General features: G+C 60.4%; 15 protein-coding genes. 2 read left to right on the top strand and 13 right to left on the bottom strand.

Annotation, left to right across the window (positions count from 1 at the left end):
* Positions 1–95 precede the first annotated feature (95 nt).
* Positions 96–320, top strand: coding sequence for a tautomerase family protein (locus AC2A6O_RS04685; RefSeq protein ID WP_148585848.1), 225 nt, complete (start codon positions 96–98; stop codon positions 318–320).
* Positions 321–464: 144 nt separating this feature from the next.
* Here AC2A6O_RS04685 and AC2A6O_RS04680 read toward each other — a convergent pair whose 3' ends face one another.
* The 5 genes from AC2A6O_RS04680 to AC2A6O_RS04660 form a co-directional block, all read right to left on the bottom strand.
* Positions 465–1286: a hypothetical protein gene (locus AC2A6O_RS04680; protein ID WP_498925953.1), complete on the bottom strand. Its 822-nt coding sequence runs from the start codon at positions 1284–1286 to the stop codon at positions 465–467.
* Positions 1287–1356: 70 nt separating this feature from the next.
* Complete coding sequence (locus AC2A6O_RS04675) at positions 1357–2142, bottom strand: hypothetical protein (protein WP_498925952.1); 786 nt, start codon at positions 2140–2142, stop codon at positions 1357–1359.
* A gap of 16 nt (positions 2143–2158) precedes the next feature.
* Entirely contained in the window at positions 2159–2590 is a 432-nt protein-coding gene (locus AC2A6O_RS04670) for a hypothetical protein (RefSeq protein WP_498925951.1), read from the bottom strand.
* Between the two features lie 160 nt (positions 2591–2750).
* Complete coding sequence (locus AC2A6O_RS04665; RefSeq protein WP_498925949.1) at positions 2751–4124, bottom strand: tetratricopeptide repeat protein; 1374 nt, start codon at positions 4122–4124, stop codon at positions 2751–2753.
* A 24-nt stretch (positions 4125–4148) separates the two neighbouring features.
* Positions 4149–4916: an FkbM family methyltransferase gene (locus AC2A6O_RS04660; protein ID WP_498925948.1), complete on the bottom strand. Its 768-nt coding sequence runs from the start codon at positions 4914–4916 to the stop codon at positions 4149–4151.
* A 164-nt stretch (positions 4917–5080) separates the two neighbouring features.
* On the opposite strand from AC2A6O_RS04660, the gene AC2A6O_RS04655 reads away from it, so the two are divergent.
* Positions 5081–5878: an FkbM family methyltransferase gene (locus AC2A6O_RS04655; protein WP_498925947.1), complete on the top strand. Its 798-nt coding sequence runs from the start codon at positions 5081–5083 to the stop codon at positions 5876–5878.
* Here AC2A6O_RS04655 and AC2A6O_RS04650 read toward each other — a convergent pair.
* The 8 genes from AC2A6O_RS04650 to AC2A6O_RS04615 all read right to left on the bottom strand — a co-directional run bounded on the left by AC2A6O_RS04650 (position 5849) and on the right by AC2A6O_RS04615 (position 12211).
* On the bottom strand, positions 5849–6280 hold the full coding sequence (locus tag AC2A6O_RS04650; protein WP_498926365.1) for a DUF6165 family protein: 432 nt from the start codon (positions 6278–6280) through the stop codon (positions 5849–5851). The genes AC2A6O_RS04655 and AC2A6O_RS04650 overlap by 30 nt on opposite strands.
* Before the next feature lie 181 nt (positions 6281–6461).
* Positions 6462–7112 (bottom strand): glutathione S-transferase family protein, encoded by a 651-nt coding sequence (locus AC2A6O_RS04645; RefSeq protein WP_498925946.1) that lies wholly within the window; start codon positions 7110–7112, stop codon positions 6462–6464.
* 47 nt (positions 7113–7159) lie between these two features.
* A complete protein-coding gene (locus AC2A6O_RS04640; protein WP_498925945.1) occupies positions 7160–7816 on the bottom strand; it encodes a ribonuclease T2 family protein in 657 nt (218 codons plus the stop codon).
* 34 nt (positions 7817–7850) lie between these two features.
* Positions 7851–8297, bottom strand: a complete 447-nt coding sequence (locus AC2A6O_RS04635; protein ID WP_209001248.1) for a hypothetical protein — start codon at positions 8295–8297, stop codon at positions 7851–7853.
* Between the two features lie 97 nt (positions 8298–8394).
* Positions 8395–9243 carry a 23S rRNA (adenine(2030)-N(6))-methyltransferase RlmJ gene (locus AC2A6O_RS04630; protein ID WP_498925944.1) on the bottom strand — a complete coding sequence of 283 codons (849 nt, stop codon included), beginning with the start codon at positions 9241–9243 and terminating at the stop codon, positions 8395–8397.
* Positions 9240–9767 carry a GNAT family N-acetyltransferase gene (locus AC2A6O_RS04625; RefSeq protein WP_498925943.1) on the bottom strand — a complete coding sequence of 176 codons (528 nt, stop codon included), beginning with the start codon at positions 9765–9767 and terminating at the stop codon, positions 9240–9242. Before AC2A6O_RS04625 ends, AC2A6O_RS04630 begins: the two co-directional genes overlap by 4 nt.
* A gap of 235 nt (positions 9768–10002) precedes the next feature.
* Positions 10003–10899, bottom strand: coding sequence for a cold-shock protein (locus tag AC2A6O_RS04620; protein ID WP_498925942.1), 897 nt, complete (start codon positions 10897–10899; stop codon positions 10003–10005).
* A 214-nt stretch (positions 10900–11113) separates the two neighbouring features.
* Entirely contained in the window at positions 11114–12211 is a 1098-nt protein-coding gene (locus AC2A6O_RS04615) for a DUF1176 domain-containing protein (RefSeq protein ID WP_498925941.1), read from the bottom strand.
* Between the last annotated feature and the right edge of the window lie 102 nt (positions 12212–12313).

The following is a 12313-nucleotide window of genomic DNA, read 5'->3' as shown; positions in this document are numbered from 1 at the left end:
CCCGTCAAGCATTGCCGCAGGGGAAGGCGTATCTCTTGTTCATCGGGAGCAACCGATAGTTTTGAAGCACTGAGACATGAACCAGGAGATATGAAATGCCTTTGGTAACGATTGATGTCATCAAGAACGTTTTCACCCCTGAACAGAAGCACCAGCTGATCGAAAAAGTGACCGAAGCCATGGTCTCGGTCGAAGGCGAAGCCATGCGCCCGGTAACCTGGGTCCGCGTTATGGAAGTCGAGCAGGGTGATTGGGCGATTGGCGGCCAGCGCCTGGGAGCTGCGGACGTTCACGCCATGTCGGGCAAGAAAGTCGCCTGACCCGAGCGAAAAAACTGTTGTAACAAGGGCCGTGCCTTCGGGCGCGGCCTTTCGCGTTTGGGTGGGCAGTTGCAGACAGCTCCTCAGGGGCGAACGCTGGTTGGTTGAGAGCCTTCCGCTTTTTTCTGAACGGGCCGCCAGCTGTCAAACCTCAAGCGAGGGAAAGTCGTCGTGCAATTTGTCGGCATATCTGCCTTCGAACGTGTGTTGCCCTGCGTGGCGGATGGTGGTTTGGCAGTCGAGCCAGATTGTGCCGCTGCAACCTCGGACCCAGCGCAGGCTGAAGCTCTGATCTTCGTGCAGGAACAGCCGTCCGTCCGGCGTCGGCAGATGGCCGAAGAAGTCGTAATACTCCATACCGGCATGGGCCGGGATCAGCGACATATCGGGATAGTGGGTGACGACGCCGCGTGCCGCCATCGTTTCGGGCACCTTGCGGCTCAGCAGTGTCAGGCCCTGGCCCCCTGCCGGGATGGAGATGAAGCCATCCCGGTGCTCGGGCTGCCAGTCCGTGTTGTCGTAGTCGCGAAGCTGGTGGTTGTAGGTCGTGCTGCGGGAGATGAGCTGTTCCATCGGGGTTCGCTCGGTTTCCGGCAGGGCGGCTTCGGCTTCAATGAGGTGCCGGAGCAGGTCCCAGTTGTAATATTTCTGCGGGTAGGACGCGCTGACGAAATCATCGCCGAAGGCGATCAGCCGCCAGACGGCCTCGGGCGAAAACTCCATGTCGGAATCAAGCATCAGCATATGGCTGAAGTCCTTGTGAGCGAGAAACTTGCTCATCAGGTGATTGCGGTTGATGACGAGGTTGGCCGCGCCGTAGGTTTCGAAGGCAAAGGGCAGTCCGTGACGCTGAAACTCCTGTGTCAGCGCGATGAGCGAGCGAACGGTCGGCAGTTCGACCTGTCCGCGGGTCGGCACCGCGATCATGATGACGAGTGGAGTTGCTTCGCCAGCCTCGTTCGCCATTTCCTGTTCCTTCTTCGGAAAGCGGTTGGCTCGAACCGCCGCCTCGGGCAGCCGCGAGGAGCCCGGTTTTCTAGGGTTTCTTTTTCGGTTGAACGAGGCGCGCCGGCCGCAGCTCTTCCGCCGCCTTGAAAAGTGAAAATGTCTGGTTCACAAAGCCGACAACACCGTTGATCTGCTGCAGATAGGCGTCCAGCTCCGGTGTGCGCTCCGCCTCGACCAGCTGGATTGCCCGTGACTGGGGCATGACTTCAAACAGGACATAGAACAGCGGGTCGCCGCGCCGCAGTTCAAGAGATGCCGAGATATCGTGCCACTCGAAAGCCCAGGTCAGCGTTCGCGGCCAGACGTTGATCGGAAACCGTCCAGGGATCATCAGACCGGGCAGGGGCGTTTTTCTGGGGTGCTGAAAGGGCGGAAGCTGCGACATGTAGGTGGGCTCGTCCGCTATGAAGATATATGGCAGGCGCATCTGCAGGATCGGCCTATCGGGGGCGCGCCATTCCTCACGCGGATGAAGGATGATGAGATTGGCAAAGACATCGTCACGGACCGTGGACATGGGGCCGTCGGCATTTACGACGGCAGGTTCGCCAAAGTCGGTTTCTGCCATGCGAAGTGTCAGGTCGCAGGGACATTGCACCTCGAACAACCGGCTTTCGAGCCCCAAAACCGCCGGGCACGCAGTCACCGATTTTGCATGGGTTCGCGGGCGTGAGAGCGAAGGCTGTTTCAGCCTTTGCGGCGGCTTGTAGATCAATCGGGATTCGTTTTCCGCCAGAAGCCACCCGATTGTCGCCGGGCCGCTTTCTTCGCCGTCTCCGCCGTGTACGTCAACGCTGACGTTGAAACTCAGCATGGGCGGGCCGCCCCTGTTACCGCCGGAACTGTGCACTGATCCAGGGCGGGGCTGGGAGCCAGCGGTTGAGGCTCTTGTCCAGATAAAGGCCGGTGACGATGTTGTAGGAAACGGTCTCCGGCTGGCGGTTAAAGGGGTTGGTGACCTGCCACGTCAGAATTTGCGAACCGCGATATCCCGGCGCAAAGACGGTATTTCCCGATGATGCCCGCGAGCCGGGGTGCCCCCCCCCGTAGACCGTATTCATAACCGGCAACCGCGAGCCGGGGTGGCCCCCCGCATAGATCGTGTCCATAACCGGCAACCGCGTGCCGGGATGGCCGGCGTAGATGGTGCTCATCACCGGTCGTCGCGCGCCCGGATGCCCTCCATAGATCGTGTTCATGGCCGGCCGTTTGGAGAAGGGAGCATATCCAGCGGGGCCGGCGGTAAGCGTTTCAGAATGCATTTGCCCCGGCCGGCTGCCCATGGAGCTGTCGGCGGATGGCTTTCGACCAGCGCCCAACTTTGCGAGATCTTGATCGATTCCCGGCTTCTTACGGTCGACCAAAGCTTTACCCTCAATATCCTAATAATGTGGAAGATTTAATTGCAAAACTGACACAAAGTTACAAAATGCCTCTGCTTTTCGCAACTCTTTTCAGAGCTTTCCTTATATTGCCGATGACATCGCTCCAGTTGCGCGATTTCTCTTGCCGGAAATAGCGCATGCCCGGATACCAGTCCGATCTCTCCCCTTCAAAGCAATGGTACCAATGGGGAAAAGTGTCGAGCAGCACCCAGACAGGCGTGCCGACCGCGCCCGCGATATGGGCGGCCGCGCTGTCGGTCATCACGATGATATCCAGCGCCTGGATCAGGAGGGCGGTTTCGGCAAAATCGAAATCGTCGCAGTCGATCACGAGATCCCCGAGCCCGCCCTCGATCAACTGGCGTTGCGGCGGGCCTTTCTGCAGACTGAAGAGTTGGACGAAGGGGAGTTCGGCAAGCGGCAGAAAATCCTGGAGCCGTGCAGCCCTGTCCGCGTTGCCGCCATAGTCCACGTTTCCCGACCAGATGATGCCGACCCGGAGCGGCGCTCTTGCCCTTGCCAATAAACTGTCGCGCCTTTCTGCAAACGACGGGTCTCCCTGCAGGCGCGGGGGCGGATGAAGAGACGGGTCCTTGACGTTCAAGAGTGAGGGCAGTGACAGCAGCGAGACCTGAAGCGCACATCCATGCGGGCCTTCGGCATCATCGACCCATTCGTCGACACCTTCCATAGAACGTAGGAGGCGTAAAAGGGCAGGTGGACACAGGAAATGGACATTGGCACCGGTGGCCTTGAGTGCGGGCAGGAAACGTGCCGCCCAGACGATGTCGCCATAGCCCCCCTCAGGCAGGACAAGAATTTTCTTTCCCGAGAGCGGAGACCCGTCCCAGAAGGGCAGGTGCTGTGATGCCATCGGGCTGGCGTTTAAGCCGAAGCGGTGTTCCCAAACTGGCCAACCGGCCTGATAGTCCCGTTGTCCCAAAGCCAGCCAGGAAGCTTCGATGGCTGATCCGGCATCGTCTGGATTGTGGCGCAAAAGCTCCCTGAAGGTTGCAAGGGCTTCGTCGCGCTGGCCTGTCCTGGAGCGGGCTACGGCGAGGACATAGTCGATTTCCGGATCGTCCGGCTGCTGGCTCTTGAGTTGTTCCGCTACGTGCAAGGCGTCCCCCGGGCGCCCGAGGCGCAGATAGTGCGCGATAAGGCGGTGATGGGCTGTGGCGCTCGCCGGCTGTGTGGCAGCAGCGCGGGTGAGGCACGCAAGGGCTGCCGTCGGCCGCTGCTCCAGACTATGAACTTCAGCCTGGAGCAGCCAGGCGTCCAGATGATCCGGACAAAGCTCCAGACAGGCATCTGCGTAGGCGATTGCCGCAGCGCATTGCTCCCGGCCGAAGCTTCGCAGAGCCATGGCGTATAAGTCGTCTGCCGTCAGATGGCCGGGATCCCTGGTCATGTGGTTCTTGCCGCCGACACCCGCTCACGTGGCTCTGTAGATTTCGTCGATGCCAATGAATTCGATCACCTCGTATCCTTTCCCGGCCATGAAGGATGGGATCTCGGGGCTGTCGGAAATGTTCTCGATGCTCCAGGTTTCGACCGGAACGGTCTCGAAGGGAAACTCCTTGAGGACCGCCATCTCGCCGCCTTCGACATCCAGAGACACATAGTCGATCCTGTGAATGCCTGCCTCCTGGAGAATATCCTGGATCGAGCGCACGGGGATTCTGGCAATACGCTCGTCGTGCTCGGGGTGCTGACGGATTCTTTCCAGAAGATCCGGCGCGATGCTGTCTATCAGTCCACCGCTCTGGGTATAGCCGGCCCGGATTTCAAGAAAGGCCGCCTCAGGTACCGGGGTGCCAACCGCGGTGTTGAGGCAAGTGCAGCGGCGCACGGAAGTTGCCTGCGCATAGTTGGAAGGTACGGGTTCTATCAGAAGCCCGGTCCAGCCAAGTTCCTTTTCAAAGAAAAGAGTGTTTGATCCCGTAATGCCGTCATAGCCGCCCAGTTCCAGAAAGACGCCGCCCTCGCGGTTGTTCAGAACAGTATCATTCAGAAACTTGTCCTGGCCGGAATTGCTGAAATACGCAGCGTGCATCCCCAGAGCCTTTTCCACGACCCAAAGCTCGTGCAGCAGGCCACCCCGGACCGGGCCAAACACATGTTCAAGCTGCCCGGTAATCGTTTCCCGCAAGTCGGTCAAGGTTTCCCGGGGATAGGTGCTGTAGATTTCCGGCGTGGTCATGAGGCGGTGGGGTCCTCAGTCATTTGACAATGGCGCGTAACTGAATGCTTCAAGTCTAGTCTTGAGTTACCTTACGTTAGATTGGCTGGCTGACCAAAATCAAAATCTTTGATCATCCCGGTGCCGTGGGCATTCATGCCGGACAGACTGGAGGAACGGCAGAAATGACGAACCAAGATTCGATCGCCGGTCTGACGGACGCGTTTCTGGACTGGTACATCGCCAACCGGCATCGGCCGGATCTGGCCGAGCTGAATGACTATCTGCTGAATGCTGCCCTGTCTGCGCGGGGGTACAACAATGCCGAAAGTGGCGAGCGTTTCTTTATCAGGGACGTGCTGGCCACCTGCGACCCAAGGCTTTGTATCGACATCGGCGCGAATGTTGGCCGGTACAGTCTTGATCTGCTGGAGTTCACGTCGGCGGATGTAATTGCCTTCGAACCGTTGATCCGCTCTTACACGGAGCTGGTGCAAAATACGCTGCGTTTTGGCGGCAGAATCCTCTGTGAGAACGCAGGCGTCGGAAATTTCAATGACGAGGCGGCGCTGCATTTCGACTCGTCGAACTCTGTTCTGGCCTCTTTCGCTGAGGAGGTGAAGAAGGTGAGTTATGTCACCAACGGGGAGACCGTGACGGCCAGCGTCGTAACACTTGATAGCTATTGCCAGGAAAGGGGCATCACGGCGATTGACCTCATAAAGATCGATACCGAAGGCTTTGAAGCCGAAGTGCTCGACGGGGCAGCGCGGGTGATTTCAGAGGTCAAACCGCGGTTCATCCAGATGGAATTCAACTGGCATCAGATGTTTCGCAGCAAGACGCTGAACGATTTCGCCGAGATGCTGCCAGGCTACGACGTCTATCAGTTGCTTCCAGATGGCTGGGTGCAGCGGGACCCAAGAGATCCGCTGTCGAACGTCTTCCAGTTTTCAAACTTTGTTTTTGTCCTGAAAAGCTGATGTTTCGTCCGGAAGAGCGCAGCCACCCGCATAGGATTTCACCTCGATAATGCGCGAGCCGAGTTCGGTATTGATCTCCCGCTTCAGCGCCGTACGTCTGTCGTTGCTCTGATAGATGCGCCTCGCCAAATCGATGAAGCCGTCACCGAAATCCTGTCTGCGCTCGCAGGTCCTGATGTCGTCTTCCAGGGCCCACAGAGTTTCATTGAGGCTCTTTAACCGGGCCTTCCAGGTCCGGATCTGGTCCGAGTTCGAGAGGTGCCGGTCGAAAACGTCTTTGAGGCAAGACAACTCGTAGCGGACATGGTCGAGTTTGTCTGGAGCGGATATGCGGGCGGCCTTGATTTCAAGGATGGTGATCTTGTCGATGAGTTCAGCCGGTGAAGCCGGTATGCAGATCATGTCGACCAAGGTGCGCGTCCCTTGTGCTCATTCCGCTGGCATCAGAACTGTAGCATCAAGTCGCGTGTCCGTTAATTGGCGCGGCCCTGGTTCTTGGAATGGGTCCGGTAAGCCTGGACCAAACAAAAAGCCAGCCCGGCGTCATGCGGGCTGGCTGATTGGGGCGACTGCGCTCAGGTAATTACCGTAGCGGGGCCGGGTCGTTTTCCGGAACCGGTGCGGGTGGCACCTTTGTGTCGGTGAAGGCAGGCACAGCCGCTTCGAAGGCGTCCAGCCAGGCCACCAGCTTCGGATGGGTCTTGCGCCATTCACCGGCAAAGCGGATGTCCAGATACCCGAGCGCGCAGGCAAGCGTCAGGGAGCCTGCGTTGACGTCTGAGGCGCTTGCCGGAGTGGGCGGGGTGTTGTCTTCAAAATGTTTCAGGCCGCGTTCCATCTTGCCAGCCTGATACGCGTCCCAGGCCGGGTCACGGTACTTCTGTTCCTTGAAGCGCTTGTCGTAGACCCGGAGAATGGCCGCATCCATGATGCCGTCCGCCAGCGTTTGGTCGCGCAGGACCGCAAACCGGGCTTCGCCCTCGGGAAAGAGTTTGCCGCCGCCTGCCAGGAAATCGAGATATTCCAGAATGACGGAGCTGTCGTAAAGAACGTCGCCGTTTTCCAGAATCAGCGCCGGTATCTTGCCGAGGGGGTTCTGGCTACGCAGGCTGTCGGAGGGATCTGCCGTATTGGCGTCTTCCACTTCAACCTTGCCCTTGAGACCAAGAATGGACAGGCCGAGCTTTACCTTGCGGCCGAAAGGCGAGGGGGCAGACGAGCGAAGTTTCATCATGGGGCCGAACTCCTGAAAGACTTGGGCGGTTGGGGTGTCGAACGTGTTTAGTGGGCGCCGGGCGGCGGCACGGAGAGGCTGTCAGCGCGGCATCCGGACCTGTCGACCTCCCGGCAGGACCTGAATTCCAGATCGCGAGTGAGGCAGATACGCACTTCCTCCAGCTCGCCCCTGTCACAGGCGACTGCAAGCCCTGCTTCCGTCAGGCCCGGATTGGCAAGCCGGAAGGCTTTTTCCACGGTCTCGGGCGCGGCCTTGCCTCGTTTGTCGAGCGTGCGGAAGGCGCCGGGGATGGTGATCTTGTCGTAAGCCTTGCGGGTGAGGGCGAAATAGTCTTCCGGCGTCAGACCGGAACAGGTGCCGTGCTTGCGCCATTCGTGAAAAACGAGATTGTGGCTCGGCATGATGTCTTCCATCGAAACGGCGATCTGCCGGTCGATACGCTTGGGTGCACCGGGGCAGCTTTCGGGGAACCCCCGCTCATACTGCGGCCACAGGCCGTGCACGACGAAGCGAAACGGTTTGGAGACGTCGCATTGGTGCGGGTTGGCATCCGCGCCCTGCTGTTTGCAATAGGTTGGTGACCAGGACAGGGCGAGGACGTAGAAATCGAACTTGCCCGGTTCATCGGCTTTGGCGGGAAGGCTCAAAAATCCCGCCAGGAGGCAGGCGGACAGTCTTCCGATGCGGCCGAACAGCGCCATGGATCAACTCTCTTGGGGTGGGCGAGCTTACACCCTAGTGCGGGCGTGCCGTGCTGCAATGATCGCCATACACCCGCCACTTGTCGAGCGGGGCAAGGCAAGCCTCGACGTTCCAGCCCAGCCCGACGAAACCTGCGTGTTCTTCCACCATGTAGTGGACTGCCTGGATGCTGCCATCGGACAGGCTGGCTGTGCCCTTGCAGTAGCGGCGCTCAATCGGGCTGACATCGTTGCCACGACCGTTGACTTCGCTGATGCCGTCGATGCTCAAAATGGTGCGGCCGTCGTAATAGTCCCTGCGGGCGCGGGCGACAGTCCCGGCGACAGCGCTTTGCACGGATGCTGCCGTGCAATCCGGCAGGCGGTTGCCACTGGCAAAGGAGAAGTAGACACGGTCGTCATTCGCGGCCGCCGGTGCAGCCAAGCTTGCGCAAAAGGCCAAGGCTGACAGGGTCAAACAGACGGTACGGGCAATATGCACGGCGTAAACTCCGGAAAGCAAACTGTGAGGGAGACGATGGGGGAGCCGGGTCGGAAGGTCAAGGTTCGATACCGGTAAAAGTGTCATTGGAAGGGCTTTATTCGCCGATCATCTGTGTCACGTTCCAGCTCGCGCCGGGCCCCTGGTGCAGAACGTCGCACAACCAGGGCAGAACCAGACGCATTTCTTCCCCCATCGTGTAGGGAGGGTTGATCAGCGTCATGCCTGACCCGAGCATTCTGGTGTCCGGCCCGCTCTTGCCTGCATTCAGGTCAAGGCTCAGCACGTCCCGCAGGCCTGCGTTCGCAAAGTCTTCGTGCATGCGCCGGATCGCTCTTGCATCCTTCATCGGATACCACATTGCATAGGTGCCGCCCGTCCATTTCTTGTAGGCCTTCACCACCGCATCGGTCATCCGGGCGAATTCGTCCGTCACCTCGTAGGCGGGATCGATCAGCACCAGGCCACGCTTTTCCTTGGGCGGCAGAAAGCTGCCCATGGCAAGCCAGCCATCCAGGTGGATCGTCTTGACCTGATGGTCGCCCGCAAACCGCTCAGCCAGCGACTTGAAGTCCGCCGGGTGCAGTTCCGTCAGGGTGAGCCGGTCCTGCTTGCGCATCAACTGCCGGGCCACCATGGGCGAGCCTGGATAGACCGCCAGTGTGTCACCATCGTTGAGTGAGCGCACCGCCGTCAGCCAGGGGGTAAGCAGATCCGCCACCTGCGGCGGGATATCGGCCTCGAGCACTTTGCCGATGCCAAGTTGCCATTCACCGGTCTTCTGCATCTCCCGCGAATTGAGATCGTAGAGACCGATGCCCGCATGGGTGTCCAGGATGCGGAAGGCTTTGTCCTTGCGCTGGAAATAAGCGATCAGCCGGGCCAGAACGACGTGTTTCAGAACGTCGCCGATGTTTCCTGCATGGTAGGCATGGCGGTAGTTCATTCTGTCTTGTTTCCGGAAGCCGGTTCGGCTTCGCGCTTGAAGAAAACGACAGCCTTTTCACCGTGGTCGGCTCTGCCGATTTCCGTGAAGCCGAGCCGGCTGTGGAAGCGCATCGACCCCGGGTTGGGCGGGCGTTCGTTGACTTCGCAAACGAAGACGCGGCCGGTGCCGGCGAACCGTTCAAACAGGGCGGTGTAAAGGGCATCGCCGATCTTCTGGCCGCGACGGTTCTCATCGACGCAGATCCGGTCGGTGTAGGCGAAGGTGGACAGACGCTCGCTCAGCCAGCGGTAGTTCCGGCTGTCATAATCGGTGCCGTCGCCAAGACACAGCAGGAAACCGGCGGGAACCTCATCCACGACCGCGACAAGGCAGACCAGGGCAGAATTGACGAGGTCGAGCAGGTCTTCGGCTGTCAGCTCGTTCACAGCCTGCACGGCTGCGTTATTCAGCGGAAGCAATGCATTGAGGTCGCCCGGCAGAAACGGGCGAATGGTCAGGGTATCGGACGAAACGGCAAGCATGGAGCCCCTCTATGGAATTCGGAGACGCCTTATAGGCACTTCGGGGGGATGTGAAAAGAGGTCCGCCAAATCCGTTGGTCGCCGGAAGAGCGGATGATCGGGCTGTCGGGCATTGCTCCAATGGGGGTCGGGGGAGGTTGCGCCGGCACTCTTGGTGAAAAGACAGTGGGCGCAGCATGGCTGCGCCCACTCGCATCATACTCTCGACCCCTGCGTCGGCAGGGAAGGCCGGAGTTTATTCTTCGGCTGGTCCGCCCTGGTCTTCCTGCGGTGCATCGCCTTCTTCGAGCGCCTGCAGGTTGACCGCTTTCGGTCCCTTGCCCCGGCGGTCCGGCTCGGTCTCGAAAGACACACGCTGTCCGCTATCAAGGCCGGCAAAACCGGAGCGTTCGACTGCGGAAATGTGCACGAACACATCCGCATCGCCTTCGTCCGGGGTAATGAAGCCAAAACCCTTGTCGTTCTTGAAGAATTTTACAGTGCCAGACTGACGCGGGCCACGCTCGACAGGCGGCATGTCCCGCCGTGGGCGTTGCTGACGGAAGCCGCCGTCGCCTTCGCTGCCACCTTCGCGCGGAGCGCCACCATAGCCGCCGCGTCCACCGCCGCCGCCATAACCACCGCCTTCACGGCCACCGCCGCCGTAGCCGCCTTCGCGTCCACCGCCGTATCCACCACGGCCACCGCCGCCGCTATAACCACCGCCTTCACGGTTGCCGCCGCCATAGCCGCCGCCTTCACGGTTGCCGCCGCCATAGCCGCCGCCCTCACGGTTGCCGCCACCATAGCCGCCACCTTCACGTCCGCCGCCGTAGCCACCACGGCCACCGCCGCCGTAACCGCCGCCTTCGCGGTCGCCGCCGCCGCCGTAACTTCCGCGGCCGCCGCCGTCACGGTTGCCGTAACCGCCCCGGCCGCCGCCATAGCCACCTTCTTTATTGTCGTCGCGGCCGTAGCCGCCACCAAAATCATTGTCGCGTCCACCGCGGTAGCCACCGTCCCGGCCGCCGCCGTAGAAGTCACCACCGAACTCGCTTCCGCCAAAATCACTGCCGAAGTCTTGCGGACCGCCAAACTCGCGCTTGCCGCCGCGCCGACCACGCGACCGCCGGTCCGAATCACCATCGTGCATTACCGAATCACCTTAATTGTTGCGCCCTTTCGGCACATAACGACCAACCTCACCCGCCTTCACAGTCGAGTCACCACACCCAGGCGCACTCCGTGCGTCTGTTCAACATTCTGGGATCGGGTTGAAGCAATCCTGCCGCATCCTTCTCCAGCCGCTGCGTTTTCATCATAAGGGCGGGATAGGGAAAATCGCAAGAAAATCCTTGGAGAAAGGCCTAATTCGAGGCGTTTTTCAGCGGCCAGGTGTTTGACCAATTGGACAAGTCAGGTTCCGTTCCGTCACATGTCTTCCGGGCTGCTTCCTCAAGCAGCACCAGGCCGGTGCCGTTCCAGACCCAGCGGTTCCACAGGCCACATTCGCCGACGCCGGACCCCTTGAAGTAGCTGACTAGCTGCTGGTCGGCCGGAATCCATCTGGCGTTGTAGATGAGATCCGTTGCTATCGGACCCTTTTCCGACATGCGGGCGACATGAACCTGACGGGCCGCGCCGTCCTTGCCGGAGAGCACGGCCACATAGGGGCTGTTGTAGGCGGTCGGTGCTCCGCACGGGATGATGTAGAGCGCGGCGCTGTCGGCGAGCGGTACACGGACCGCGTTCAGGCTGGCGAAGATTGTCGGGTCGATTTCAGAGCAAAGGCGGTTGGCGGACCACACGGCCGCAACTTCCGGGGGGAGCTGGTCGGCGCTCATCACAGGAATGGCATGCGGCGCGTCCCTGGCCGGGTCGGCGCCGGGGAAGACGATGGCTGCAACGGTGCCTGTCCGGTCCTGGCGATTGTCGAGCCAGAGCAGGCTGGACTTGAGGCCAAGCAGGGGAACCGGCACGGCAACAGGGGCGGTTCCGGTCGTCGCAGGCAGGCGGATGGTCAGTTCCTTGCCCGTGCGCATGGCATCAAGCAGTGTCGTTGTCGCTGGCCCGGTCGGATACCAGAAACCTTCTCCACCCAACGGGCGGAAACCGGCCGGCGGATTGACTGCCGGCTGCATTTCGCGAAGCTGTTCGATCGGCAGAGCCTCGATGGGAACACCGTCCACCTCGAACTTGAGGGTGCCGTCCTGTTGAAGTTCGGTGTTGGTGGTCACGCGAACGAGCGGCTGCGCCTCGGCTTGCCAGTCACGGACGATGCGCACATCGACCCAGACCGACTGGCTGCGGGTGAAGGAGGAGGCGAAACACACCCCCGTATTACCGCAATCGACCGTCCAGCTTTCGAAGCTGGGTGTCGTCCGTCCGGGCTGCGCCATTGTGCTCGAAGCGCCCATAAGCGCTACGGCAACAGTCATCAGCAGTGTCTTCAGTCGTGGCGTCATCAGCTCCGGCTATCCGAATGGTCTTGGCATCTTCCAACAGGTCCATACATCTTGTACGAAATGCACGCGGCCAGGTGAAGCCGCGATTGACCAGAAAGACGA

The sequence above is a fragment of the Labrenzia sp. ATLA3 genome (genome assembly GCF_057180185.1).
This window is presented reverse-complemented; position numbering and strand designations above follow the sequence as displayed.

Coding starts and splice junctions, on each gene's coding strand:
- AC2A6O_RS04685 (WP_148585848.1), top strand. CDS start 96: ATGCCTTTGGTAACGATTGATGTCATCAAGAACGTTTTCACCCCTGAA.
- AC2A6O_RS04680 (WP_498925953.1), bottom strand. CDS start 1,286: ATGGCGAACGAGGCTGGCGAAGCAACTCCACTCGTCATCATGATCGCG.
- AC2A6O_RS04675 (WP_498925952.1), bottom strand. CDS start 2,142: ATGCTGAGTTTCAACGTCAGCGTTGACGTACACGGCGGAGACGGCGAA.
- AC2A6O_RS04670 (WP_498925951.1), bottom strand. CDS start 2,590: ATGCATTCTGAAACGCTTACCGCCGGCCCCGCTGGATATGCTCCCTTC.
- AC2A6O_RS04665 (WP_498925949.1), bottom strand. CDS start 4,124: ATGACCAGGGATCCCGGCCATCTGACGGCAGACGACTTATACGCCATG.
- AC2A6O_RS04660 (WP_498925948.1), bottom strand. CDS start 4,916: ATGACCACGCCGGAAATCTACAGCACCTATCCCCGGGAAACCTTGACC.
- AC2A6O_RS04655 (WP_498925947.1), top strand. CDS start 5,081: ATGACGAACCAAGATTCGATCGCCGGTCTGACGGACGCGTTTCTGGAC.
- AC2A6O_RS04650 (WP_498926365.1), bottom strand. CDS start 6,280: ATGATCTGCATACCGGCTTCACCGGCTGAACTCATCGACAAGATCACC.
- AC2A6O_RS04645 (WP_498925946.1), bottom strand. CDS start 7,112: ATGATGAAACTTCGCTCGTCTGCCCCCTCGCCTTTCGGCCGCAAGGTA.
- AC2A6O_RS04640 (WP_498925945.1), bottom strand. CDS start 7,816: ATGGCGCTGTTCGGCCGCATCGGAAGACTGTCCGCCTGCCTCCTGGCG.
- AC2A6O_RS04630 (WP_498925944.1), bottom strand. CDS start 9,243: ATGAACTACCGCCATGCCTACCATGCAGGAAACATCGGCGACGTTCTG.
- AC2A6O_RS04625 (WP_498925943.1), bottom strand. CDS start 9,767: ATGCTTGCCGTTTCGTCCGATACCCTGACCATTCGCCCGTTTCTGCCG.
- AC2A6O_RS04620 (WP_498925942.1), bottom strand. CDS start 10,899: ATGCACGATGGTGATTCGGACCGGCGGTCGCGTGGTCGGCGCGGCGGC.
- AC2A6O_RS04615 (WP_498925941.1), bottom strand. CDS start 12,211: ATGACGCCACGACTGAAGACACTGCTGATGACTGTTGCCGTAGCGCTT.